The organism is Lysinibacillus sp. G01H (genome assembly GCF_028872195.1).
GTDB lineage: Bacteria > Bacillota > Bacilli > Bacillales_A > Planococcaceae > Lysinibacillus > Lysinibacillus capsici.
Genome location: NZ_CP118397.1, coordinates 3,152,432 through 3,177,122, shown reverse-complemented (window position 1 = coordinate 3,177,122; position 24,691 = coordinate 3,152,432). Strand labels below are relative to the sequence as shown.

The 24,691-nt window shown below is 37.2% G+C and carries 24 protein-coding genes, 1 riboswitch and 1 other annotated feature (1 of these 26 only partly in view); of the genes, 19 read left to right on the top strand and 5 right to left on the bottom strand.

Annotated features, from left to right (window positions below):
• Positions 1-4: 4 nt before the first annotated feature.
• The 11 genes from PSR12_RS16200 (at position 5) to PSR12_RS16150 (ending at position 8,965) form a co-directional block, all read left to right on the top strand.
• Entirely contained in the window at positions 5-724 is a 720-nt protein-coding gene (locus PSR12_RS16200) for a sugar isomerase domain-containing protein (RefSeq protein WP_221679952.1), read from the top strand.
• A gap of 17 nt (positions 725-741) precedes the next feature.
• Positions 742-1,020: an HPr family phosphocarrier protein gene (locus PSR12_RS16195; RefSeq protein ID WP_221679953.1), complete on the top strand. Its 279-nt coding sequence runs from the start codon at positions 742-744 to the stop codon at positions 1,018-1,020.
• An 87-nt stretch (positions 1,021-1,107) separates the two neighbouring features.
• A complete protein-coding gene (locus PSR12_RS16190) occupies positions 1,108-2,283 on the top strand; it encodes a GNAT family N-acetyltransferase (protein WP_274769744.1) in 1,176 nt (391 codons plus the stop codon).
• Positions 2,284-2,509: 226 nt separating this feature from the next.
• On the top strand, positions 2,510-2,821 hold the full coding sequence (locus PSR12_RS16185; RefSeq protein WP_221679957.1) for a PTS sugar transporter subunit IIB: 312 nt from the start codon (positions 2,510-2,512) through the stop codon (positions 2,819-2,821).
• Positions 2,822-2,839: 18 nt separating this feature from the next.
• Positions 2,840-3,160: a PTS lactose/cellobiose transporter subunit IIA gene (locus tag PSR12_RS16180; protein WP_221679959.1), complete on the top strand. Its 321-nt coding sequence runs from the start codon at positions 2,840-2,842 to the stop codon at positions 3,158-3,160.
• 47 nt (positions 3,161-3,207) lie between these two features.
• Positions 3,208-4,533 carry a PTS sugar transporter subunit IIC gene (locus PSR12_RS16175; protein WP_221679961.1) on the top strand — a complete coding sequence of 442 codons (1,326 nt, stop codon included), beginning with the start codon at positions 3,208-3,210 and terminating at the stop codon, positions 4,531-4,533.
• Positions 4,534-4,557: 24 nt separating this feature from the next.
• Positions 4,558-5,640 (top strand): DUF871 domain-containing protein, encoded by a 1,083-nt coding sequence (locus PSR12_RS16170; RefSeq protein ID WP_221679963.1) that lies wholly within the window; start codon positions 4,558-4,560, stop codon positions 5,638-5,640.
• 303 nt (positions 5,641-5,943) lie between these two features.
• Positions 5,944-6,705, top strand: a complete 762-nt coding sequence (locus PSR12_RS16165) for a tRNA threonylcarbamoyladenosine dehydratase (RefSeq protein ID WP_048392126.1) — start codon at positions 5,944-5,946, stop codon at positions 6,703-6,705.
• Between the two features lie 141 nt (positions 6,706-6,846).
• The gene (locus tag PSR12_RS16160; protein ID WP_257520241.1) at positions 6,847-7,233 is read left to right on the top strand and encodes a hypothetical protein; all 387 of its coding nucleotides are present in this window, start codon (positions 6,847-6,849) and stop codon (positions 7,231-7,233) included.
• 209 nt (positions 7,234-7,442) lie between these two features.
• Positions 7,443-7,961, top strand: coding sequence for a hypothetical protein (locus PSR12_RS16155; protein ID WP_221679967.1), 519 nt, complete (start codon positions 7,443-7,445; stop codon positions 7,959-7,961).
• A 287-nt stretch (positions 7,962-8,248) separates the two neighbouring features.
• The gene (locus PSR12_RS16150) at positions 8,249-8,965 is read left to right on the top strand and encodes a hypothetical protein (RefSeq protein ID WP_221679968.1); all 717 of its coding nucleotides are present in this window, start codon (positions 8,249-8,251) and stop codon (positions 8,963-8,965) included.
• An 82-nt stretch (positions 8,966-9,047) separates the two neighbouring features.
• On the opposite strand, the gene PSR12_RS16145 is transcribed toward PSR12_RS16150, so the two are convergent.
• Positions 9,048-10,334, bottom strand: coding sequence for a replication-associated recombination protein A (locus PSR12_RS16145; protein WP_274769741.1), 1,287 nt, complete (start codon positions 10,332-10,334; stop codon positions 9,048-9,050).
• A gap of 203 nt (positions 10,335-10,537) precedes the next feature.
• Between PSR12_RS16145 and cymR the strand changes: the two genes are divergently transcribed.
• The 5 genes from cymR to PSR12_RS16120 all read left to right on the top strand — a co-directional run bounded on the left by cymR (position 10,538) and on the right by PSR12_RS16120 (position 15,938).
• Positions 10,538-10,957 carry a cysteine metabolism transcriptional regulator CymR gene (gene cymR, locus PSR12_RS16140; RefSeq protein ID WP_004226809.1) on the top strand — a complete coding sequence of 140 codons (420 nt, stop codon included), beginning with the start codon at positions 10,538-10,540 and terminating at the stop codon, positions 10,955-10,957.
• 276 nt (positions 10,958-11,233) lie between these two features.
• Positions 11,234-12,382: a cysteine desulfurase family protein gene (locus tag PSR12_RS16135; protein WP_274769740.1), complete on the top strand. Its 1,149-nt coding sequence runs from the start codon at positions 11,234-11,236 to the stop codon at positions 12,380-12,382.
• A gap of 78 nt (positions 12,383-12,460) precedes the next feature.
• The gene (gene mnmA, locus PSR12_RS16130) at positions 12,461-13,585 is read left to right on the top strand and encodes a tRNA 2-thiouridine(34) synthase MnmA (RefSeq protein ID WP_274769738.1); all 1,125 of its coding nucleotides are present in this window, start codon (positions 12,461-12,463) and stop codon (positions 13,583-13,585) included.
• Between the two features lie 74 nt (positions 13,586-13,659).
• Positions 13,660-14,319 (top strand): tetratricopeptide repeat protein, encoded by a 660-nt coding sequence (locus PSR12_RS16125; protein ID WP_221679973.1) that lies wholly within the window; start codon positions 13,660-13,662, stop codon positions 14,317-14,319.
• Positions 14,320-14,492: 173 nt separating this feature from the next.
• Positions 14,493-15,938 carry an MDR family MFS transporter gene (locus PSR12_RS16120; protein ID WP_274769737.1) on the top strand — a complete coding sequence of 482 codons (1,446 nt, stop codon included), beginning with the start codon at positions 14,493-14,495 and terminating at the stop codon, positions 15,936-15,938.
• 89 nt (positions 15,939-16,027) lie between these two features.
• Here PSR12_RS16120 and PSR12_RS16115 read toward each other — a convergent pair whose 3' ends face one another.
• From PSR12_RS16115 to hisA, 4 genes are all read right to left on the bottom strand, one after another.
• A complete protein-coding gene (locus PSR12_RS16115; protein ID WP_274769735.1) occupies positions 16,028-16,777 on the bottom strand; it encodes a GTP pyrophosphokinase in 750 nt (249 codons plus the stop codon).
• Positions 16,774-17,037 carry a hypothetical protein gene (locus PSR12_RS16110; RefSeq protein WP_274769734.1) on the bottom strand — a complete coding sequence of 88 codons (264 nt, stop codon included), beginning with the start codon at positions 17,035-17,037 and terminating at the stop codon, positions 16,774-16,776. The genes PSR12_RS16115 and PSR12_RS16110 overlap by 4 nt, the downstream gene beginning before the upstream one ends.
• 734 nt (positions 17,038-17,771) lie before the next feature.
• Positions 17,772-18,059 (bottom strand): hypothetical protein, encoded by a 288-nt coding sequence (locus PSR12_RS16105; protein ID WP_004226823.1) that lies wholly within the window; start codon positions 18,057-18,059, stop codon positions 17,772-17,774.
• Entirely contained in the window at positions 18,056-18,823 is a 768-nt protein-coding gene (hisA, locus tag PSR12_RS16100) for a phosphoribosylformimino-5-aminoimidazole carboxamide ribotide isomerase (protein ID WP_257520235.1), read from the bottom strand. Before hisA ends, PSR12_RS16105 begins: the two co-directional genes overlap by 4 nt.
• A gap of 189 nt (positions 18,824-19,012) precedes the next feature.
• On the opposite strand from hisA, the gene recD2 reads away from it, so the two are divergent.
• From recD2 to corA, 3 genes are all read left to right on the top strand, one after another.
• Positions 19,013-21,445, top strand: coding sequence for an SF1B family DNA helicase RecD2 (recD2, locus tag PSR12_RS16095; RefSeq protein WP_274769731.1), 2,433 nt, complete (start codon positions 19,013-19,015; stop codon positions 21,443-21,445).
• A gap of 123 nt (positions 21,446-21,568) precedes the next feature.
• Positions 21,569-23,002, top strand: a complete 1,434-nt coding sequence (gene hpaB, locus PSR12_RS16090) for a 4-hydroxyphenylacetate 3-monooxygenase, oxygenase component (protein WP_221679979.1) — start codon at positions 21,569-21,571, stop codon at positions 23,000-23,002.
• Between the two features lie 57 nt (positions 23,003-23,059).
• Positions 23,060-23,225, top strand: a riboswitch (M-box (ykoK) riboswitch).
• A 244-nt stretch (positions 23,226-23,469) separates the two neighbouring features.
• Complete coding sequence (gene corA, locus PSR12_RS16085; protein WP_221679980.1) at positions 23,470-24,435, top strand: magnesium/cobalt transporter CorA; 966 nt, start codon at positions 23,470-23,472, stop codon at positions 24,433-24,435.
• 68 nt (positions 24,436-24,503) lie between these two features.
• Positions 24,504-24,691: a binding site (T-box leader), on the top strand; it runs 28 nt beyond the window's last position.

The window sequence follows — 24,691 nt, the reverse complement described above, 5'->3', positions numbered from 1 at the left end:
TTTTATGCATGCATATTTTTCTGAAATCGAAAAGCTTATCCAGGTTGTGAAGGAACAGGAGGCATCACATATAAGTGATATGGCTCAAATCATTGTCCAACGTCTCCAAAAAGGTGGGATAATTCAATTATTTGGTTGTGGTCATTCACAGCTATTGGCACAAGAGGCATTTTATCGAGCAGGTGGTTTAGTACCCGTCCGTCCTATATTTATTGAACCATTAGCTTTACATGCTGGGGCATTCGCTTCTTCAATCAATGAGAAAGATTCAACTATTATTGAACAGCATAAGGAACAGTTTGACTTTCGTGAAAATGATGTTTGCATCGTCATTTCAACCTCGGGGAGAAATGCAGCACCTATTGACGCCGCTTTATTAGCAAAGGATTCAGGGATATTTGTGCTATCCCTCCAATCGCTCCACTATAAGGAACAGACTACACGTCATCACAGTGGGCTGCGGCTAGAAGAGGTGGTAGATTTTGTGATTAATACCCATATACCGATTGGCGATGGTGTACTAACTATACATGACCTACAGTATGCGCCAGCATCTACTGTTATTGGTTCATTACTATTAAATGCTTTGTTCAGTGAAATCATAGAAACACTAGCAAAGTCCTCAATAGAGTTACCTATTTTTGTCAGCAATAATGTTGATTCGGATGGATCACATAATGAGAAAATGATTGCCAAATATCAACATCGGATTAATTTTACGTGAAAGAGTGGGGTATGTAAATGAAGAAAATGTATAAAATTACATCTACTGAAGGTATTCATGCCAGACCGGCTGCATTACTCGTAACTGCAGTGACACCATTCCAAAGTGATATTAAATTAATATACGAAGAAAGATCCGTTAATTTAAAGTCTATTATGGGCGTAATGTCACTAGGTGTAAAATCAGGAAGTATAGTGGAAATTTCAGCAGATGGGCCAGATGTAGCAACATTATTTCAAACTATTACTGAAGTCATGTTGTCTAAAGCAATAGGAGAAGTATGGCAAGAGGAATAAAAGATTCGTGCAGTGGTTGTGATCACGCCACTGTAAAAGAATCTCGTAATTAATTATCTGAATATTTAGAATTTAAGAGGTGATTAAATGGACATTCACATCGTCTTGCCTAATGATTATGGGCAGATTCATCGATTGAGAGACTATTGCTTTCCAAATAAGTACTCTGGGGCTCGTCGAGAGGACTTTCATTATTGGATTGAGCAAAGCACGACCTTAGGTGCTTATGATGACAAAAAAATTGTTGGGCAGCTATTAATATTACCGCTAAATATTACAGTGCATGGAGTTTCATTTAAAATGGGAGGCATCGGCTTTGTTGCAACGTATCCTGAGTATCGACAACAGGGTATTATCAAAAGGCTTATGACAGAAGCGCTGCAAAAAATGCGAGACAATGGACAAACGATTTCAGTATTAGCACCATTCTCTGTGTCCTTCTATCGTTATTTTGGTTGGGAATTATTTTTTGAGAAGCTTCATTATACAATTCCTCAAACTATGTTTCCCTCTCTAGGGAAACAAGTGGACGTCATGAAAAGGATGAGCTTTGAGTGGTTAGATTCGGCGCTCTTTCAGATGATTAAGGATTTTCATAATGCACAGGCAATCGTTCAACATGGTGGCATGGCAAGGGATGATGCATGGTGGAAAAGACTTGAAAGAAGGAGCCCAGATAGTCACTTTGCTGTCTATTTTCAAGGCAATAATATAGAAGGCTATATTCGTTATACGATTCGAGATGGGACATTTACTATCCAGGATTTTATTGTAGCAAATCTCTTAGCTGAACAAGCTATGTGGCGTTATATGACATCTCATGCAGCAAGTGTCAGTAGCATAACTGGTGTTACTAGTAATCATTATCCTTTTGGCTTTTATTTCAAGGAACCGCAATTCAAAAGGGAAGTCATACAGGATGTGATGATTAGAGTAGTAGATGTTTATGCATTTATGCAGCAGTATCCGTGGAAGGATATTCAAGAAACATTAACTATTCGTATTAAAGATCCATTTTGTCTCTGGAATGAGCATGTGTATCAAATAAATAAAAATGGTCAGGTCTCAATAATTGAGACAAGTTCAGTCTCTGATAAGCATATGCTAACACTACCAATTAATCTTTTTTCTGCGATGATGGTAGGTTATCTTTCTGTCAAAGAAACGGTTGTCTATGCTAATCAACCTACGGTAGAAAAGGTTATTGAACAGTGGCAATGGGCAATCCCTACTGAAAAGCCAGCATTTTATGAGTATTTCTAGGTATTGAATAATAAGAAAATTTAAAAAATTTTTGGCTTTTTTTCTGGACTATACCAGTTGATTATAATCATTAATTTCACGACAAAATTGAGATAGCCCAATTTTGTAAATAACTTGATGTAAATAAAATTAATGTAAAATTTGTATTGTGGTATATACCAATAGGTGCTATTCTCAAAATAAGTAAGCGATTACACAATCGAAGAAAATAAAAGGAGTGTATCGAATGAAAAACATCATGTTAGTGTGTGTAGCAGGTATGAGTACTAGTTTATTAGTGTCGAAGATGCAAAAAGCAGCGCAAGAGCAAAATATTGAAGCAGATATTTACGCCATTGCGGAAGGAGAGGTGGAAAAGATATTAGCGTCAAAGAAGGCTGATGTTCTTTTATTAGGCCCACAGGTTCGTTATTTGAAAGGATCATTTGAAACAAAATATAAGGATAAAGGTTTTCCAATCGATGTGATCAATATGGCGGATTACGGCATGATGAACGGTGAAAATGTCCTGAAACAGGCTCTACAACTAATTGGATGAAAGAAGGGGCAAAGGGGAATGGAAGATACAGAATTAATGGAGTCCATTATGGGACTGATTGTGCATAGTGGAAATACGAAAAGTGAGTGTATGGAAGCTATTCAGCTAGCAAAAAAGGGGCAAATTGAGGCAGCAAAAGAAAAAATCAAATTAGCGAATGAGTCATTAATTGAAGCACATCATTCTCAAACGGGCTTACTGTCTCAAGAAGCAAGGGGAGAAAAGGTAGAGGTTTCAATGTTATTAATTCATGCCCAGGATCATCTAATGAATGCCATTACTTTTCGCGATTTAGCACAGGAAATGATTGAGCTATATGAACGAATCAAAGGGGAGTAACATCAAATTTTGATGTTATAAATAAAAAGCAAAGGGAGTGTATGTGAGTGTTCCGTTTTTTAGAAGAAAAGTTTGTACCGGTTGCTGCTAGGGTAGGGAATCAGCGTCATTTAGTTGCCATTCGTGACGGATTTATTACGATTATGCCTTTAACGATTGTGGGAACTTTGGCTGTACTTTTTAACAATTTGCCTATCAAATTTTATCAAAATACACTCGATGCCATTTGGAAACATGAGACATGGACTCAATTTGGCGGTAATATTTGGAGTGCTACATTTAATATCATTTCACTGCTACTTGCCTTTACTGTTGCTTATCATCTTGCTAAAAGTTATCAAAAAGATAGTCTATCTGCTGGAGTAATTAGTCTATCAAGCTACTTAACGTTTGGGACTTTTGGGGAAGGCGGAATAACCGGCTTAACAACAGGCACGGGTGGTATATTTATTGCTCTGATTGTTGCACTACTTTCTACAGAATTGTTTTGTAGATTGTCTGGCAATCCTAAGCTACTAATTAAAATGCCAACGGGTGTACCACCAGCTGTTGCCAAATCATTTGCTGCGTTACTTCCTGCCATTATTACGATTGGAATATTTGCTTTAGTACGTACCATTATTTCAGCAGGTTTTGATATACCAGATATTGTCGGGTCCTTCTACTCTGCGATTCAAGAGCCATTTATGGGTCTAACAAATACATGGCTTGCTGCTTTAATTTTGGCATTTATACCTACATTTTTATGGACACTTGGCGTACATGGAGCAAATATCATCGAACCCTTCATGCAAACAATTAATTTACCAGCTATTAACGAAAATGTTGCAGCAATCTCTGCTGGTAAAGTTGCGCCTTACATTGTCAATAAACCATTCTTTGATGCTTTTATTAATATGGGAGGCTCTGGCACGACAATAGCACTCATTATTGCGATTTTCATATTTGCTAGAAAGAATAAGCAATATAATACAGTTGGGAAATTATCTGCAGCACCTGGAATTTTCAATATTAATGAGCCATTACTTTTTGGGTTACCAATTGTATTAAATCCGGTTTTATTTGTACCGTTCATTTTGACACCAATGATCAACGTAACCATTGCATTCTTTGCAACGAAATGGGGCTGGGTACCAGCTGCTACCTTTTCACCGCCGTGGACAACACCGCCAATTATTAATGGTTTTTTAGCAACTCAATCTTGGCGTGGTGCTGTTTTGAGTATGGTTTTAATTGTCATCGCTGTTTGTATTTATCTGCCATTTATCTCAATGGCGAACCGTATGGCAAGGCAGAATGAGCAAAAAGCTGCTTTAGCGGCACAGAGTGAGGAATCTGTAGTGGAATCCAGAGGACAAAAAGTGGAAGTATAAGCGTCAATTAACGGAGGGTTTGAAGTGAAAAGATTAGGAATCTCGCTATATCCACAGCATAGTACGCTAGATGAGATGAAGCGCTATGTTCAGCTGGCTTATGACAATGGCTTTGATCGTATATTCACATGCCTAATGTCACTAAAACAGGATGAGGAGCGTCAAAAATTACAACAAATCAACGAATTTGCGCAACGCCTCGGCTTTGACATATCCGCTGATATTGCACCAGGTGTTTTTGATGATTTAGGCTTAACCTATAGGGATATTGGCTATTTAAAAGAACATTATTATTTGGCAGCTATACGTTTAGATATGGGATTTTCAGGTCAAGAAGAAGCGTTGATGTCACTTGATGGAAGTCATCTAAAAATAGAATTAAACATTAGTAATGGTACGAAGTATGTAGATAATATTATCTCTTATCAGCCTAATAAAGAGAACATTATCGGCTGTCATAATTTTTATCCAAAACGCTTTACGGGGCTATCTCGTCAGCATTTTTTACAAACGTCACAGCACTTTAAAGCGCACAATGTGAGAACGGCAGCGATGATCTCCTCACAACATGGTCAATATGGACCTTGGGAGCAAACAGAGCACGGGTTACCTACATTAGAGGAGCACCGTCATCTCCCAATCACTGTACAGGCGAAAGATTTATGGCATACGGGGTTAATTGACGATTGTATTATTGGCAATATGTTTGCTTCTGAGGACGAACTACGTGCATTAGGACAATTAAATCGTAATAAGCTTGAATTAAGGGTTGTTCAGTCTGAAGACACGAGCATTTTAGAGGAGACGATTCTTTATAAAGAGCCTCATTTTAATCGAGGTGATGTGTCTGAATACGTGATTCGGAGCACCCAATCCCGTGTGAAATATAAAAATGGAGATTTTCCTGTGCATGATATACGGCCATTAAAAAGAGGGGATGTCACGATTGATAATAATTTAGATGTTCGGTATAAGGGAGAGCTACAGATTGTGCTAAAGGACATTCCTAATACGGGATCGAGTAATGTCGTAGCTAGCATTGTAGAGGAAGAACTATTTTTATTAACATGCATTCAACCATGGGCATCATTTGGTTTTACAAAGTAAAGAAGAGTGAGAAAGAGATTGAGTCATCAATCTCTTTTTCTTTATGTGGTCGAGCATAATGTTATATAAGATTTACCTGATTAATGAACTAATTTTTAAAGCGCTATTTTACCATATATAGAACTAAAAGGGATGAAATCTTTTTATGGATTATTATCTCAAAGGATTTAAGTAGACAATTTTGATTTTTTCTTTATATTTTTATCTTGAACAATAACATGATAAAATGTAAGATAGGTTTTGATTTTATCTTAGTATATAACTAGGTTTACTAATAAAATTTCATAGATGGAGAGTGTCAGGATGTTACATCAATTTTCACGTAACGAGCTCGCAATAGGAACAGAGGGTCTCGAGAAATTAAAAAATACAACGGTTGCCATTCTTGGTGTGGGCGGTGTCGGTTCATTTGCTGCTGAGGCTTGTGCACGAAGCGGAATCGGCCGTATTATTCTAGTCGATAAGGACAATGTAGATATCACAAATGTCAACAGACAACTTGTGGCATACCTATCAACAGTTGGTCAATCAAAATCAGCTGTCATGAAAGAGCGTATTGCAGATATTAACCCAGCATGTGAAGTGATTGACATGCACATGTTTTATACGGAAGAAACCTATGAAGAATTTTTTGCACAAGGCATTGATTATGTGATCGATGCAAGTGATACAGTGATGTATAAAATTCATATAATGAAGGAATGTTTAAAGCGTAATATTCCTATTATTTCAAGCATGGGTGCAGCAAATAAAATGGACCCTACTCGCTTCCAAATTGCAGATATTTCAAAAACACATACAGACCCATTGGCTAAAATCATTCGTACTAAGCTACGTAAAGAAGGAATTCATAAGGGTGTTACGGTTGTATTTTCAGATGAAAGTCCAATTGTCGTACGTCCAGATGTTGTCGAACATGTAGGAAAGCCTGATGCAGCAATTCGTAAAGCAAAGATGCCACCTTCATCTAACGCTTTTGTACCGTCTGTAGCAGGTTTAATTGCAGCAAGCTGGGTAGTCAATACCATCCTAAAAGATGTGAAAATTACGCGCGTACAAGGTTAATACCAAATACGATGCTTTGGTAATAGTCAAAAAACAGCATAAATGTTCATTTTCGTAGAAGTAGCTGCCTTAATTGTATTTAGAGGTAGCTATTTTTTCTGTGTTACAATTAGACCGTTGTAAAAAAGGAGGCGTATACAAATGGAAAAAATTTATCAAATGGAGTATAGAGGTTTAAATCTTTTCGACGAGATTAGCACAGTAGAGTTAGCTATAGATGAAGAAAACCAAACTATACATATTTTTGATGTTGGACAGGTTGTCAGCCCCATTTTTAATTTTGATGTATCAGCCTACGAATTGTCAGATGGTTTTTATAAAATGGCTGATGTTCTGAGACATAAAAAAATCTTAACGAATCAACAAGCAGGTAGTGATTTAACATTAAGTGAATGGTTAATTATGAACAATGCTTATTTTTATATACCTCAAAAGCGCATTAAAAAATATGTGCATGGAAGTATTATTGAAATTATTGATCGAGCAAACGAACAATGCTTATTTGATGATTATGTACAAAGGGTATAATTTTACCAAAATAGTTCCTCTTATGTACATAAAATGCTATTAATTCACGAAATTGTCTTATTTTTTTCATGTCCACACTACTTCAGATGGTTTATTGCTATAATTTGAATCATCCATTAGATAATCGATCTGTTTGTTTGGGATGCTTGGTGCTACTCAGTGAATAGCCAGGAAGCTAAACAGCAAATGACATATGGGAGAGTGGGAAAATGGAAATTCAAGTAATTCGTGATCATTTAGATATTGTGAAACTTCAAGAGAAAATGAATGCCATTGTATTTGACTATTTGGATACATCCAACAACTATCCGAAAGCCATGAGAGAATTGAATCCTTTATATATACAAGTCACTACCTATTATAAGGAATATATTAATCAGCGGGCAGGGGAATTACCGAAAGCAAATACGTATTGGCATTTATTTATCGATTGTTGTGCAAAATTATGCTACTTTTTAGCTGCATCGACCTATTATTCTTCGAATGCTTTGCAAGAAACACCTGAAAAAGTAGAGCATTTATTAACCATAGCAGCCTATTCCTTACCAAGTATTGAGCAGGAAGAGAATGAGCAATTATTAGAAGATATCATGGCTCTTTTAACTGAAGTGCTAGAGGATGAAGAAAAAGCAACAAACATACGCAACGAAGTGCTGTCACAAAAAGGTGAAGTGAAGCAATGTCTTCAACAGTTTAAATTATTTGTGGATCAAGAACTTCCGGCATAGACCTTAGACAATAATAGACTATCTATTTTCTGAAAATAGCCTATACGTCAAGAATCTACGTAACTAATAGGAATTAAATCAGTTTTTCTACAATGTTCGATGTGGAAAGAGAGTGATTTACTTGCCTTTTTTAGTAGCGTGGATTCTTTTTTATTGTGGAGAAAGTAAAAAGGCATATTATCTTGAAAGGTATTTATGTTTTTTTGTCGAATTATAGTTAGAAAATTGGTAATATATGTGCTCACTCTGCTTAACGCTGTAAGAACTTATTGGAAGGGGGCTAAGCAATGATTGTAAATGGAATAGAAATAGATTTGGCGAATTTGGAAAAGCCGCTTTTATTAGTTAGTGAGGAAGATGAACTTTTATTTCTACAGCTTATCCGACCGACAATTGAACAGGAGCTTATTCAATGTCAATTAGCGCTCTCAACAAGGAAATCTATTTCATTGGTCAAAGATATTTGGTTGGCTATGTATAGAGACCGAGAAAAGCTGTACATTAATAGCGGTCATGCCATGCTTTATCCAATACGTTTAATTCTTTTTGAACTAGTCACACAAGCAGAATATTTCCAGCGCTTAGCAAAAAAATCACGAGGCGATGAATGTCTTTCTCTTATCTATGCAGTCATTCTTTTGCAATTTGTCTTGAAATGGTTAAAAGATCGATTTAGTGGAAATAAAGAGGTATATAGCGCATTAAAACGGTTATACAGAGTGTCGGATGATGCATTAAGTAAGGAGCCTTCCTGTGAAACAAGAGAACAAAAAATTGCACAAGCAATTGCTGTAAAAGCAATTCGCTTTGAGGTAAGAGAAAACAATCAAGAGTTCGCGAGCTTATTGTATCAGTCGTATAATTTGATTGTTTTTTTGCATAGTAAGGCAAATGAAGGAGATGTGAAAGAATCCATTTTGCCATTACTTCGACATTTAGCTGAACCATTAAATTTGTTTTACCAAGAACGATATACGACAAATAACCCGAGCTTTACAGGATGATTGCTAGAGCAGCCTATCCTGTTGGTATATAAAAAGCAAAGTCATTGCAATTACTTAAGATAGTGACTTTGCTTTTGTTTTATTATTTCTTATCTTGAAATGATTTTAGTTTGTCGTAGATGCCAGCCATGCGCTTTTCCTCACCAGCAATAACAGGTTTGTAGAATTCAGTTCCTACAAGTTCGTCTGGCAAATATTGCTGGTCTACCCAACCACCAAAAGTACCAATCGGTGTGTTATGAGGATATTGATAGCCGACGTGTCCTAAATCTTTTGCACCCTCGTAATGAGCATCTCGCAAATGATGAGGGATATCACCTGTTTTGCCTTCATGAATAGCCTTAATAGCAGCATCAATTGCCACAATGGCTGAGTTGGACTTTGAGGCAAGGCACATTTCAATGACAGCACTGGCAAGTGGGATACGTGCCTCTGGTAGCCCTAGTCGTTCTGCTGCTTGAATAGCAGCTAATATATGAGGTCCGACGTCGGGATTAGCTAGACCAATATCTTCATAGGCCATAACAAGTAGGCGTCTGCTGACAGCCACTAAATCGCCTGTTTCCAATAAATGTGCTAGATAATACAGAGCAGCATTAGTATCACTGCCACGCACAGACTTTTGCAGGGCTGATAGTAAATTATAAAAATGTGATCCTTTTTTATCGCCATACACCCCAATTCGACTAATGAGATGTTCAATAACATGGTCGGCAGCAACCGTTTGTCCATCCACCTCGTCACTGGCATAGTAAATAGATTCTAGCAAAGTTAATGCCTTTCGTGCATCTCCGTTTGCTGCGGCTGCAATTTGTTCAATTTGTGATGGTGTTAAGGCAAAATGATACTTACCTAATCCCCGTCTTTCATCAGCAAGTGCTTTTTCAACTAGTTCGATTAAATTTTCCTTCGTTAAGCGTTTTAGCTGGTAAATTTCTCCACAACGTGAACGAATCGCTGGATTAACATCATGATAAGGATTTTCTGTCGTGGCACCAATTAATACAATTGATCCATTTTCTACATGTGGTAACAGCGTATCCTGCTGTAATTTATTGAAACGGTGAATTTCATCTAAGAAAAGTATTACTTTCCCTGAAATTCTGGCTTCTTGTACAATATCTTCCACATCTTTTTTGCCAGCTCGTGTGGCATTAAGTGCGAAGAAAGGGAGCTTGGAACTTCCTGCAATGGCATTGGCAATGGATGTTTTACCGATTCCAGGTTCTCCATATAGCAACATGGAAGGGACATGTTCATTTTGAATCATTTTATAAAGGGCTGTGTTGGGACCTATGAAATCCTGATGACCAACAATTTCATCAAGGGTTAAAGGTCGCATTCGAAAAGCGAGTGGTTCATTGTGCAAAATAACTTCCCCTTTCTGTCATTGTCATTTTTTGCTTCATACATTTTTTTACGCTAAAATAAAGCACTCGTATGGATTTTAAACGATTTTTAATCGCTTTAATTAGTATATCATATCCTTCTAGGTGTATTTCCGAGTTCATCAAGAGGAGATTATGATATACTGTTGGTAGTATTTTGACTAGACTAATTGAGGGTGATAAAATGAAAATTTCAACAAAGGGCCGTTACGGGCTTACAATTATGATTGAATTAGCAAAGCATTATGGGGAAGGGCCAATTCCTTTGCGTAAAATTGCGGCGGAAAAGGAACTTTCAGAGGCATATTTAGAGCAATTAGTATCTCCGCTTCGTAATTCAGGCTTAGTAAAAAGTGTACGTGGTGCTTATGGTGGTTATATGCTAGCAAATCCACCTAGCGAAATTTCAGCAGCCCATGTTATTAGTGTGCTAGAAGGGCCAATTCAACCAGTAGAGGGTATTGAAAATGAAGAAGCACCGCAACGTGAATTATGGCTACGTATTCGTGATGCAGTAAAAAATGTGTTAGATACAACAACAATTGAAGATTTAGCACAATATACAGAAGAAAATGTAGTGGAAGGCTACATGTTCTATATTTAAAATAGTTTAAGCTAAAGCGCTACTCCTGCATTCACTTCATCTTATTGGGAGATTGTGAACTATTCACATCCCAATGACTATTTTTATGATGAGTGATGTGGGTTTTGTGCTTTTATCTCGATTCAGCAAATGTTTTTGTACTAAAATGAACCACCAAGTACGGAAGACTCCCTGTCATAGTGGGGTGAAGAATACTTGTATTGATTTTACAAGCATTAACTGAATCAAGCGAAAGCCTCTGGCGGATGTCACAGAGTTTAAAAAGGAGTTTTCAACATGAATTCATATATCTATCTCGATCATGCGGCCACATCTCCAATGAATGGCCAAGTAATAGAAGCGATGACGACTGCTATGCAGCAGGTATTTGGCAATGCATCGAGTATTCATAAAGCTGGTCGAGAAGCAAGGAAATATCTAGATGATGCGCGTGAGCTATTGGCGAAATCAATTGGTGCGCAAGCAGGGGAAATTATTTTCACAAGTGGTGGCACAGAAGCTGACAATATGGCAATTTTAGGAACGGTCTATGCCCGTGCAAATGAAGGAAAACACATCATTACAACGCAAGTAGAGCATCATGCAGTATTACATACTTGTGAAAAACTTGAACGTGATGGGTTTGAGGTGACCTATTTACCTGTCGATCAAAAAGGGCGTGTCGCGATTGAGGATGTCAAAAGAGCCCTTCGTGATGATACTATTTTAGTAACAATTATGTATGGAAATAATGAAGTAGGAACGATTCAGCCAATTGCTGAAATTGGCACGTTATTGCGTGAGCATAGTGCTATATTCCATACAGATGCGGTTCAGGCTTATGGCTTAGAGCGCATTAATGTAAATGAGTTACAGGTGGATTTATTAAGTGTATCTGCTCATAAAATCAACGGTCCAAAAGGTGTTGGATTCCTTTATCAAAAAGCAGGAACACCCTTAGCAAGTTACGCTCTTGGGGGCGCACAAGAGAAAAAACGTCGTGCAGGTACTGAAAATATACCTGCCATTATAGCTTTTGCGACTGCCGTGCAAGTTGCAAATGAGTTGCGTGAAGAAAAGCGTTCACTATACAATCACTTTAAGCAAATTATGCTTGCTGTTTTTTCACAGGAAAAGCTAGCATTCCATGTTAATGGTGATGAAGAGCAGTCATTGCCACATGTTTTAAATATTAGCTTTGAGGGCATGGAAGTAGAATCATTTTTAGTGAATCTTGATATGGCAGGAATCTGTGTATCTAGTGGTTCTGCATGTACCGCTGGGTCGATTGATCCATCACATGTGTTAGTAGCAATGTTTGGACAAAGTGCAGAGGAGCTACGAAATTCCATCCGATTCAGCTTTGGGCAGGGTTTAACGGAAAAGGATATTCAAGATGCAGCAGAAAAAACGGCTCAAATCGTGAAAAAACTAGCTAAAAAATAATTTGCAAAATACCTATGTTATGTTTCGTTAAAATATTGAAACATAAACTGTAATTAGATAAAAGAAAAGGTGACCACAATGAAAGAAACACGTGACCCATCTAAAATTCGAGTTGTTGTCGGCATGTCAGGTGGGGTAGATTCATCGGTGGCGGCATACTTGTTAAAACAACAAGGGTATGAAGTAATCGGAATCTTTATGAAAAACTGGGATGATACGGACGAAAACGGTGTTTGTACAGCAACGGAAGATTATGACGATGTGATAAAAGTATGTAATCAAATTGGTATCCCATACTATGCTGTCAATTTCGAGAAACAATATTGGGATAAAGTGTTCACATACTTTTTAGAAGAATATAAAGCAGGGCGTACACCAAATCCTGATGTTATGTGCAATAAAGAAATTAAATTTAAAGCATTTTTAGAGCATGCCATGAACCTTGGCGCTGATTATTTAGCAACAGGTCACTATGCACGAATTGATCGTAGTGGTGATGGTGAAGTAAGAATGTTACGTGGCGTTGATGATAACAAAGATCAAACATACTTTTTAAATCAGTTATCGCAAGAGCAATTAGCGCATGTAATGTTCCCAATTGGTGATATAGAGAAAAAAGAAGTACGAAAAATTGCAGAAGAAGCAGGCCTTGCTACGGCCAAGAAAAAAGATTCAACAGGCATTTGCTTTATCGGTGAACGTAATTTCAAGGAGTTCTTAAGTCAATATTTACCAGCGCAACCTGGCAAAATGGAAACAATGGATGGCGTTGTAATGGGCCAACACGATGGTTTAATGTACTATACACTTGGTCAACGACACGGGCTTGGTATTGGTGGAGACGGTGAACCTTGGTTTGTGCTAGGAAAAGATTTAGCACGTAATGTTCTACTTGTCGGACAAGGCTTTGACAATGAATATTCGTATTCAACATCATTAACAGCTGTGAAAATGAACTATACTTCGACAAAAAAATTGCCTGGGAAATTTTCTTGCACAGCAAAATTCCGTTATCGTCAAACCGATACACCAGTAGAAGTTGAAATTTTACCAGATGGGCGTGCACACATTACATTTGCAGAACCTGTACGTGCAATTACACCTGGCCAAGCTGTAGTGCTATACAACGGAGAAGAATGTATGGGTGGCGGAACGATTGATGAAGTCTTTAAAAGTAATGAAAAACTAACATATGTTGGATAAATTGCGTTAAGACTGCTTTTATGGCCTCTTGGCTTCCTAAAAGCAGTCTTTCGCTACATAGAGGTGAAGAACAAATGAATTATAATGAACAGGGCATCCAAGCATTTCAAGAAAAACGTTATGAGGATGCTGCTCAACTATTTACAAAAGCAATTGAGGCAGAGCCTGAAAATGCTATTGGGTATGTAAATTTCGGCAATTTATTAGCCGTATTAGAGGATACTGAACGTGCAGAACGTTTCTTCCAAAAGGCAATCACTGTGGATGAATCAGCAGCTACAGCCTATTACGGTCTAGCCAATTTATATTACAATGCTGAACGCTATGCCGAGGCTGTGAAGCTATATGAGCAAGCGCTAAACCATCATATTGAAGGTGCCGATGTCTATTATATGATGGGGAAATGCTTTGAACGTATGGATAACTCTAAATTGGCATTACCTTATTTACAACGTGCAGTAGAGATTGCTCCAGAAGATACACAGATTCGTTTAGCTTATGCGATAGTACTATGTGCATTAGAAATGTTTGATGAAGGGAAGAAGGAACTGGATCTCTTGATTGAACAGGATTGGAATAATGCCGATGCACATTATAATTTAGGCGTACTATATGCCGTGTCCACTGAACAAACAGAAGATGCCATGTATCATTTGAAACAAGCCTTTACCTTACAACCTGAATATGACCAAGCACGTTATATTTACGATATGATTGCTCAACGATTTAACTGATAGATAATAAGCAGCGAGTGAATGTTGAATTACATTCTTGCTGCTTTTTTATTGATTTTATCTAGTAAAACAGAAAAACATTGTTTATTTTTTCATAAATTGAATCTCTTTCTCTTTTAATTCTAGTTCAAACTTGGTAATGTATGTCATGCAGGAAAGGAAAAGGTGACAGAATGAATAAAGTATTTATGGCACTATTACTTGTAACAGCACTCGCTGCAATTGAGGGAACTATTGTTAGTACTGCTATTCCGAGTATTACGGCTGATTTATTAGGTGTAGACTTAATAAGCTGGATTTATTCTGCTTATTTACTAGCTTCAGCCATAGCGGCGATTATTTTTGGTAAATTAGCCGATTTATTTGGTCGTAAACGGATGATTATTACAGGTATCATTATTTTTTTAGTAGGTTCTATGTTATGTGGTTTAGCTCAATCCATGGAGCAATTAATTGTTTTTCGAGCAATTCAAGGTATTGGCGCAGGTTCAATTTTACCGATTACATTAACAATGGTTGGTGAATTGTTTAAGACTGAAAAAGAGCGTGCCAAAGGACAAAGCTATTTAAGTATGGTATGGGGCGTTTCTGGTGTAGTAGGTCCGTTATTTGGAGGCTTTATAGTTGACCAAGTATCTTGGCATTTTATTTTCTTCATTAATGTACCGTTTGGTTTAGCCTCTATTTATTTAATTGCTAAACATTATAAAGAACAACTAGAGGCAGTGAAGCGTAAAATTGACTACCTAGGTGCAGTGTTTTTTACAATTGGCATGGTTGCGTTACTGTTTGTTATTATCGAAAACAGTAAAACACAAACCTGGTTATCAGGTCAATCGCTGCTAATGTACGGTGTTGCTCTTGTATTCTTAAGTATTTTTATCTGGGTGGAGTTACGAGCAGAGGAGCCAATTATTCCGTTAACACTATTTAAAAATGGACGACTAATGGTCATTAATGCATTAACTTTAAGCGGTATGTCTATTGTCATTGGTGTAACCGTTTATATTCCTATATTTGCTCAAAGTGTTTTAGGCAAAAATGCAACGCAGGCTGGTTTATTATTAACACCAATGTCTATTTTTTGGACGGTGAACTCGATTATGGCAGGTTATTTAATCGGTCGTTTAACAAATAAACGCATTATCCAAATGGGTACGATTTTACTTGTTACGGGTACACTATTGTTGGCAAGACTATCTTCAGATTCTAGTGATTTCAGCGTTTATTTCGCATCATCATTAATTGGACTAGGGATGGGCTTTATTATGCCGATGTTGATGATTTCCATACAAAAGGTGGCAGATCCAAAGCAACTTGGTATTTCAATTGGTTTGAACTCTTTTACAAATACATTTAGCCAAGCGATTGGTGCAGCACTATTTGGTATGATTTTCAACCTAGCAACGAGTGAAAAAATGGCTTCATTAGGAAAAGGTGAAATTCAATTAAATGGTGAATTTGCAAAAGGTGGGTTTAAATTAGAAGAAGTAAGCTTTTTAAAGGATACTATTGCGAATGGCGTCAGTTATGTATATATAGCTACCTTTATTTTTGCTATTGGTGCTCTTATTTTCTCCTTTTTTGTAGCAACGAAATCTACAAGGAAAGCGCAATAGTGAATAAAAAGTAAAATCCACCTCACATTCTGTGATCAAGCAGCGTGTGAGGTGGGTTTTTCATTTGACGACTAAACCATAGAATAAATTTACTTTTTGAATAGAGTGTCATCAATTATTTGATTGCCAGGTAGTTCCGTTAAGTATTTCGCTAAATGTGCGATGGGGGTACTGTCTAGCAATGAAGGCTCGGCTTCATTTTCTTTTAAAATATTGATTTCCTTATTCAGTCGCTCCATTTTTCGATCTAATTCAGCTGCTTGTAGTGCGGCATCCTTTAATTCATGTCGAATATGCTCAGGTACTTCTTTGTTATACTTATAATAAATTTTGTGTTCTAAGCTTGCCCAGAAATCCATTGCAATTGTACGAATTTGGATCTCTGTATAGACCTTTTCCATATGGTCTGACATAAAGATAGGAATTTTAATAATAAGATGTAAGCTTTGGTAGCCATTTTCTTTTGGATTGGCTATATAATCCTTCACCTCAACAACTTCCATGTCATGCTGTGCTTGTAACATGGCACTTACCTTGTAAATATCCTCCACAAAGGAACAGGTGATGCGAGCACCAGCTATATCGCGGATATTTTCACGCACAGCCTCTATTGATGGAGGAAGCTCTTTTTTCATCATCTTCGTTAAAATACTTTTAGGTGATTTTACACGTGTAGATACATGCTCAATTGGATTATATTCATGAATTAACTTAAATTCTTCTTGTAATATATTAATTTTCGTTTCCACTTCCTGTAGAGCAAATTTGTAAGCTAAAAAGAAGCGTGTTAATTCAGTTTGAAATGATTTTAAAGTGTTTACTTCTAGTTCAGTTTTCATCGTTTGTAAATCCTTTCTTTTTTGGTTTGTTCGATTTTTAATTTTTGTATAGCTGTGATGGCAATGAGATAGCCGATAATTGGTGAAATGCCATAGCCCATAATAGGCATAGGAAAATGACCCACGAACGTGACAAGGATTGTCATTAGAAAATATAAGCCTAAAGCTAATGACAAGGTATCTTTTTTCCATGGGACAAAGAATGGATAAATTAACAATAGGAGTGCTAAAACACCTAAAAAAAGCAAAATACTGCCCATGTCAGCCACTAAAAAATAATTTGCTCCACATATGGGACTGGAGCTAAATGATCAAGAAAAATCCATGATGCGATGACAAAAAAAGCGAATAAGAGCAGTGAAATGTACTTCCAAATCGAATTTTCTATAGCTCTCCATAAAATAATAGTGGATGCACAAGCAAACGCAGTGATTTGTCCTGCATCAGGTTGCATTAATATATACCTTCTATGAGGAACATGAATCCTATCGTAAATGATAAATGGTTATTGATTGAAAAACTCAATAAATAAACAATTGAGGCAAACTAATACTAGCTATATAAAAATTAAACGGGCCAAAAGTTATCCATCGATGGACACCCTCTATTCCATTAAACCAAAAGGGCATAATGAGTAGAACGATTAAAACAGTTGTAATAGAAAGAGGGCTAATATCTAAAAATTTTAGGGTAGTTTTTGTTGACATTCCATAGCAAAAACTAATGCCAACAACCCAGATGAGCAAGTTCTGTATCCAAATATGAAAGCCTACGCCATAGGAGATCATGGTGATCATCCCTATTAGAAGAGCAGGGAGCATAAAAAAATAAGGAAGGACATATTGAGTATGTAGTTTTGTCAGGTAAACCCCTTATGGTTATGCTATACAATATATAACTCACATGACAATGAAAAGGTTTCAGAAATAGGGGCAAGGAAGAATGCAGAAGAGGATTTGAGGTTAAAACAAAGGGAACCATCTGTCCCCATGTTTTAACTAATAATTTCAGCATTTAAGTTATAACGCTTATTAAACTCATCAACGAAAACTTGTAAATCAATATAGGTTCCGATATAAGGCTCAGTTTCTTGATCGCGTAAGAACCCACATGTTGCCTTTAGTGATTTTGAAAATTCCAATAACATTTGTTCGTTGTCAAGTTGCACTTGAATTGCAAGAGAATTATCTTTTTTATTCACTTTGAAATATTTACCATCTATAATTCTCTCTAAATTAGTTTCTTGAAATGGAAAAATATAATCTTTATAAATAAGCTTCACAAAATCCCGCCTTTTTTACAATATTCTACTACATCTGTATAAGGTAAATCGCCACCAAAAATAGAAAGCGCACTCCCAATGGTTACATGAAGTTTTCCATTGGCTAATTGGTTAAATCTTTCTAAGTCTTCAATAGATCGGACGCCGCCTGCATAAGTAGTTGGGATAGATGTCCAAGCAGCTAAGTCCTGTACCAAGCTTTCCTGCATGCCACCCTTTTTTCCTTCAACATCGACAGCATGTATTAACAGCTCATCACAAAAATCTTCAATATAGGCAATCGACGCAGCATTGACTTCGAAGTGACTAAATGTTGTCCATTTATCTGTCATGACAAACCACTTCCCGTCACGCATCTTACAACTGAGATCGATGACAAGGTGTTCTTTACCAATTAATTGATTTAAACGCTTTAAACGTGCTAAATCGAGCTGACCATCATGAAAAATATAGGATGTGACAATGACATGCGAAGCACCTGCATCAATATACTTTTGAGCATTGTCAGCCGTAATGCCACCACCTATTTGCAAGCCTTGAGGATAGGCTGTTAGAGCGGATAGGGCAGCTTCTTCATTACCAGAGCCTAGCATAATAACGTGTCCACCTGTTAAACGATCTTGGGCAAACATTTGTGCATAGTAGCTAGCGTCATGTTGAGAAATAAAGTTTTCAACAACTGCTTGATTTGTATATCCCAAAGTGCTGCCTACAATTTGCTTTACTTTGCCATCGTGTAAATCGATGCAAGGTCTAAATTCCAATAATTTCACAATCCTTCCGTGCAACTAATTCATATTAATCATAGCATGGAACGGAGGATAAAGGCAGAGAATTGTCATTTGTCAAAATAATGTAAAAATAACGAAGCGAATCTATTTTTGTCTGCGATATTTTCATGTGGCTATGGTAAAATAAAAAGATTGAAAACTATAAGAAAGGACGGACCGAACATGACAGATCATTTAGATTTATTTGAACTCAATAAATTTTTTATACTCGGACGTCCGATCGTCTCTATATTTCATAATGCGCAAAATATGTATTCGATTGTACGTGTGAAAATTCAAGAGACGAATTTGCAATATGAAGATAAAGAAATTATTGTTGTTGGTTATTTTCCCCCACTACAAATGGACGAACAATATCGATTTACTGGTATTTTAAAACAACATCCTAAATACGGTGCTCAATTTCAAATTGAGACATTTACGAAAGAAGTGCCTGCAACTGAGCAAGGAATTATTCATTATTTATCTAGTGACCTCTTCGTAGGAGTCGGGAAAAAAACAGCTGAAACGATTGTTGAAAAACTAGGTGCGAATGCACTCCGTGTTATTTTAGAAGATCCTAATGCCCTCGATGCTGTTCCGCGTCTATCTGCTGAAAAAAAAGAAGTTATTCACCGCACCATTGAGCAAAACTTAGGTTTAGAGCGGATCATGATTCAATTGAATGAGTGGGGATTTGGTCCACAGCTCGGCATGAAAATTTATCAAACCTATCGAACAGAAGCCATTGAATTATTGACAGAGAATCCATACCGCTTAATTGAAGATGTGGAAGGGGTGGGTTTCTTTCGAGCTGATGAGCTAGGTGCAAAATTAGGTATAACTGGTAAACATCCTGATCGTGTCAAAGCAGCGATTTTACATATTTTAAATACAGCAGCTTTATCAGATGGACATGTCTATCTAGATGCAGAACATGTTTTACCGCTCGTTAAGGAAATGCTTGAACAAAGCCAACGACAGGAGATACCATTCGAAGATATTTCTCAAGCCTGCATCGGACTCCGTGAAGAAGGCAAAATTTGTGGTGAAGAGACAAGGTTATATTTACCGTCACTGTATTTTTCAGAGGTAGGGATTGCATCGAAAATCTTATCGCTTATCGAACGGAATAATAAGGCTGAGCATTTTAGTAAAGATGAAATTCGAAAAGCCATTGGAGAAACAGAGGAGCTACTCAATGTTACCTATGCAGAAACACAAGCGAATGCCATTGAGCAGGCTTTAAATTCAGCTGTTATGATATTAACGGGTGGTCCTGGTACGGGGAAAACCACTGTTGTACGGGGAGTCGTAGAAGTGTATGCAAAGCTTCATGGCCTATCCTTAAATCCAAAAGAGTATGCTCAAAAAGAGGAGCCTTTTCCGATTATTCTTTGTGCGCCGACTGGACGTGCTGCTAAACGATTAGCCGAATCAACAGAGCTACCTGCGATGACCATTCATCGACTGCTCGGTTTTACAGGGCAAGAAAAAGAGGAAGAAACAGAGCGTGAAGTGACAGGTAAGTTGATTATCGTGGATGAAATGTCCATGGTTGATACATGGCTTGCCCATCAATTATTAAAAGCTTTACATGAAGATGTTCAAGTTGTCTTTGTAGGAGATCAGGATCAGCTTCCACCAGTAGGTCCAGGACAGGTATTAAAGGATTTATTAGCATCCAAGCAGCTACCAACCGTCGAGTTAACAGATGTTTACCGACAAGCAGAAGGCTCAACGATTATTGAACTTGCCCATCAAATAAAAAAAGGAACGATTCCAAAAGAGTTAACAGCTAAAACCTCTGATCGTTCGTTTATTAAGGCTTCAGCCGATCAAGTTGCCAACGTTGTAACACAGGTTGTCAAAAGTGCTGTCGCAAAGGGTCAGGAAATCCGTAATATCCAAGTGTTGGCACCCATGTATAAAGGACCAGCTGGGATAGATAATTTAAATAAAATGATTCAAGAGCTTATTAATCCAAATGATACTGGAACACGAAAAGAGCTAGTCTTTGGGGATGTAACCTATCGAATAAAGGATAAAGTTCTTCAGCTTGTCAATCAACCAGAAAGCAATGTCTTTAATGGAGATATGGGTGAGGTCATTAGTATTATTAAGGCGAAAGAGACGGTCGAAAAACAAGATTTATTGATCGTATCCTTTGATGGCATTGAAGTGACCTATCAACGAAGCGATCTCAATCAATTGACACTAGCTTATTGTTGCTCCATCCATAAATCACAGGGCTCTGAGTTTCAAACGGTCATTATGCCAGTGGTTAGAGGGTATTCCAAAATGTTACGGCGTAATCTTTTATACACAGGTATTACACGTGCTAAAAACTTTTTGATTTTATGTGGTGAACCAGATGTACTTGCAGATGGTTTACAACGTACAGATGACCTACAGCGTTTCACCTCTTTACGTGCAAGACTTAACCCAATGGAAATTGAGGAAGAACTTGTGGAAGTCGAGGCAGTGTCAGTTGAAAATGAAGTGACGCAGGAGCCTGTTTCCATTGAACAAAAGCTAACAGTAGAAACAGCCCCTTTTATTCATCCAATGATTGGTATGAATGATGTCTCTCCCTATGATTTTTTGGATGACTAAAATAAATATACCCGATTAGACTGTCTAATCGGGTTTTTCTAATTGATGTATCGTCACCTAATATTTGGACATTTCATATACTAGATAAGTACAAAAACATAGGGAATGTATAGGGGTGACAGCATGCCAATAATGACAGGGCAGCAGTATATTGAACGAATTGATGCTTTAAAAACGTATATTTCGATAGATGGGAAAATCGTGACAGGGAAGGTGTCAGAACATCCTGCCTTTAAAGGAATTATTCAGAGTCAAGCGAAACTTTTTGATTTACAACATCAAGAGGCACTTCTTGAAAAAATGACCTATGAATCGCCAACTAGCAAACAGAAAGTTGGCATGTCCTTTCTTCAAGTATTGACGCAAGAAGATCTTGTGAAAAGGCGCCATGCGGCAAGAGAATGGGCATTATCTTCACAAGGCTTTATGGGGAGAAGCCCTGATTATATGAATACAACATTAATGGCCCTTGCATCAGCGTCAGACTTTTTAAAAGAGCAGCCAAATTGTTTCCCAGAGCATTTGCTAAAGTTCTATGAGTATGCTCGCGAGAATGATATTACGATGACACATACCTTTATTGAACCACAGGTAAATCGCAAACGCTATTACTATGAGGATGAAGAAGTAACCATTGCTGCTAAAATCATTGGGAAGACAAGTGAGGGCTTAGTCATTAAAGGGGCAAGATTACTAGCAACACAGGGTGGCATAACAGATGAGCTTCTTGTTTTATCGACAAATGGCTATGATGAAGGAAAAGGTTTCGGTTTTTCTATTCCAAGTAATACTAAAGGCTTAAAGTTTTTATGTCGGCAATCGTTTGTAGGGGGAGATTCTACCTTTGATTATCCGTTAAGTGCTCGTTTTGAAGAAATGGATGCAATCGTTGTATTTGATGATGTAGTTGTCCCATGGGAACGTGTTTTTTACTATGAAAATATAGAAGTGGCCAATCAATTTATGAATGTCAGTGGCTTCCAAGCTTACACATTACATCAAGTGTTATCTCGCCAAATTGCCAAGACCGAATTTGTACTTGGGGTTGTGCAATCGATAGTGGACACTATTAACATCGGAGACTATCAACATGTACAACAAAAAGTGGTGGATGTGATTGTGCCATTAGAAACGATGAAAGCACTGTTAATCAAATCAGAAGTGGATGCACAAAGAGATAATTTTGGCTTTATTCGACCTGACCTTGCAACCCTCCAAGTAGCTATTCAAATTTTCCCGAAAGTTTATCCAACTTTTACGGAAATTATCCAGCAACTAGGAGCAAGTGGCTTGATGTCTATACCGACTGAACATGCATTTGCAGTAGATGACGGTGATCTTGAACATTATTTGCAATCATTCAAAGACAAAGGAGAAGAGCGAGTAAAGAAATTCCGTTTAGCTTGGGATTTAACGATGAGTAGTTTTGGCACAAGACAGACATTGTACGAACGCTTTTTCTTTGGTGATCCTGTACGTTTATCTAGCTTGCTCTATCAATCTTATCAACGAGAGCATTTAGTGCAAAGAGTAGAAGACTTTCTGAAAAATGATTGATAGAAAGTTTGACAGTTGTGAAACTATCCGTTATCATTTACAGGAATAAAAAAATAAGACTCCCTTCGTTAGGTGAGGCTCCTATGCTGGAGATACGCTACTACCCAAAAATGTCGAGAGACGCCAATGGGTCAACAGAAATCATCGAAATAAGGTGTTTTTTAACGTAGCTGGACATATTCCTATGCCGCATAGTGCTAAAACTCAACGTTTGAAGGTAACAAGCATGCAATGTATTTTATTGCTATTTTTTGATATGTGTATTCAACACGCCTTCATTCGTAGAAGGCGTGTTTTTGTTATGGAAGGAAGGTGATGAGAAATGGATAGTAGTCCTGAACCGAATAAGTATCATTTAGGCAAACGGAAACATATAAAAAGTCATCGATTTCTGATCACCGATGCAGACAAAAGGTGATAAGGATGACCTTTTGTTTCCCTCAATAACAAACATGAGGTGAAATGCAATGATTAAAATCCACTATTATAATAGCAGCAGCAAGACAGTCCAACATGATTTCAATATGATTGATTTAAAACTCCCTATTCATAACGAAGATTTATTATGGGTAGATTTATATGCCTATAGTTATAATGAATTGAACAATATAGCAGATGTATTTGGCTTTCATCCACTAGCAGTTGAAGATTGCTTACATGAAGGCTCACGTCCAAAAATGGATAGTTATGGTGATTATAAATTTTTTGTGCTCCATGCACCAATCTATAATGAGAAAAGTAACAATGAAATTACAACAGTTGAGTTAAATATTTTTATGGGACCAAACTATATTGTGACTGTGCATAAACAAAAGTTGCAATGGCTAGGGAAAATGGAGAATGTTTGTGTCAATAGCCCAAGATATTTAGAAAAGGGTACTGATTTTTTATTGCATACTATTATTGACGGTATTACAGACGAATACTTCCCAGTATTAGAACGAATTCGCGCACGTATAGATGAACTAGAAGAAGAAATTTATGATTATCAACCAAAAGTGGTGACAGAGGAATTTCTTGCATTGAAGCGGACAATTATTTTAATTCGTCAGGCCATTATGCCACAAAGAAGAATTTTTTCTACAATCAATGGTCAGTGGAAATTTGACATTCAAGAAGAAAATATTCCATTCTATAAAGATTTGAATGACCATCTAGAACGTATTGTCGACTCCACAGAGACATATCGCGATTTAGTGAACAGCACGCTTGATACGTATTTTTCAATTATCAGTGGGAAATCCATTGAAAAGCTGAATTTATTAACGGTCATTTCGACAATTATGTTACCACTATCAGTAATTACTAGTTTTTTTGGAATGAATGTACCTTTACCTTATCAAGATACCCCTTATACAACGATTGCAATTAGCGCCTTCTTAGTTATTTTTACATGGGGTATGTGGATATATTTCAAAAAAATGATTGCTTAGTTAGTGTTAGTCATACTAGTACTAATTGACAGCGCAATAGATTTTTTTTATAATTTTCGATAGAAAAAGTAAAAACGATGATGGAAAAAGTACGTATTTGTGTGTGCACAAGAAAGGGATTTCTAGGCTGAAAAAATCCTCACAACAGCAAATGCCGAAAGCTACTCCAGAGTGCAGCTAATCCCTGCCGTTCACTGACGTTACAAGTGCTAAAGAGGTAAGTAAGATTTTTACTTACAACTAGGGTGGTACCGCG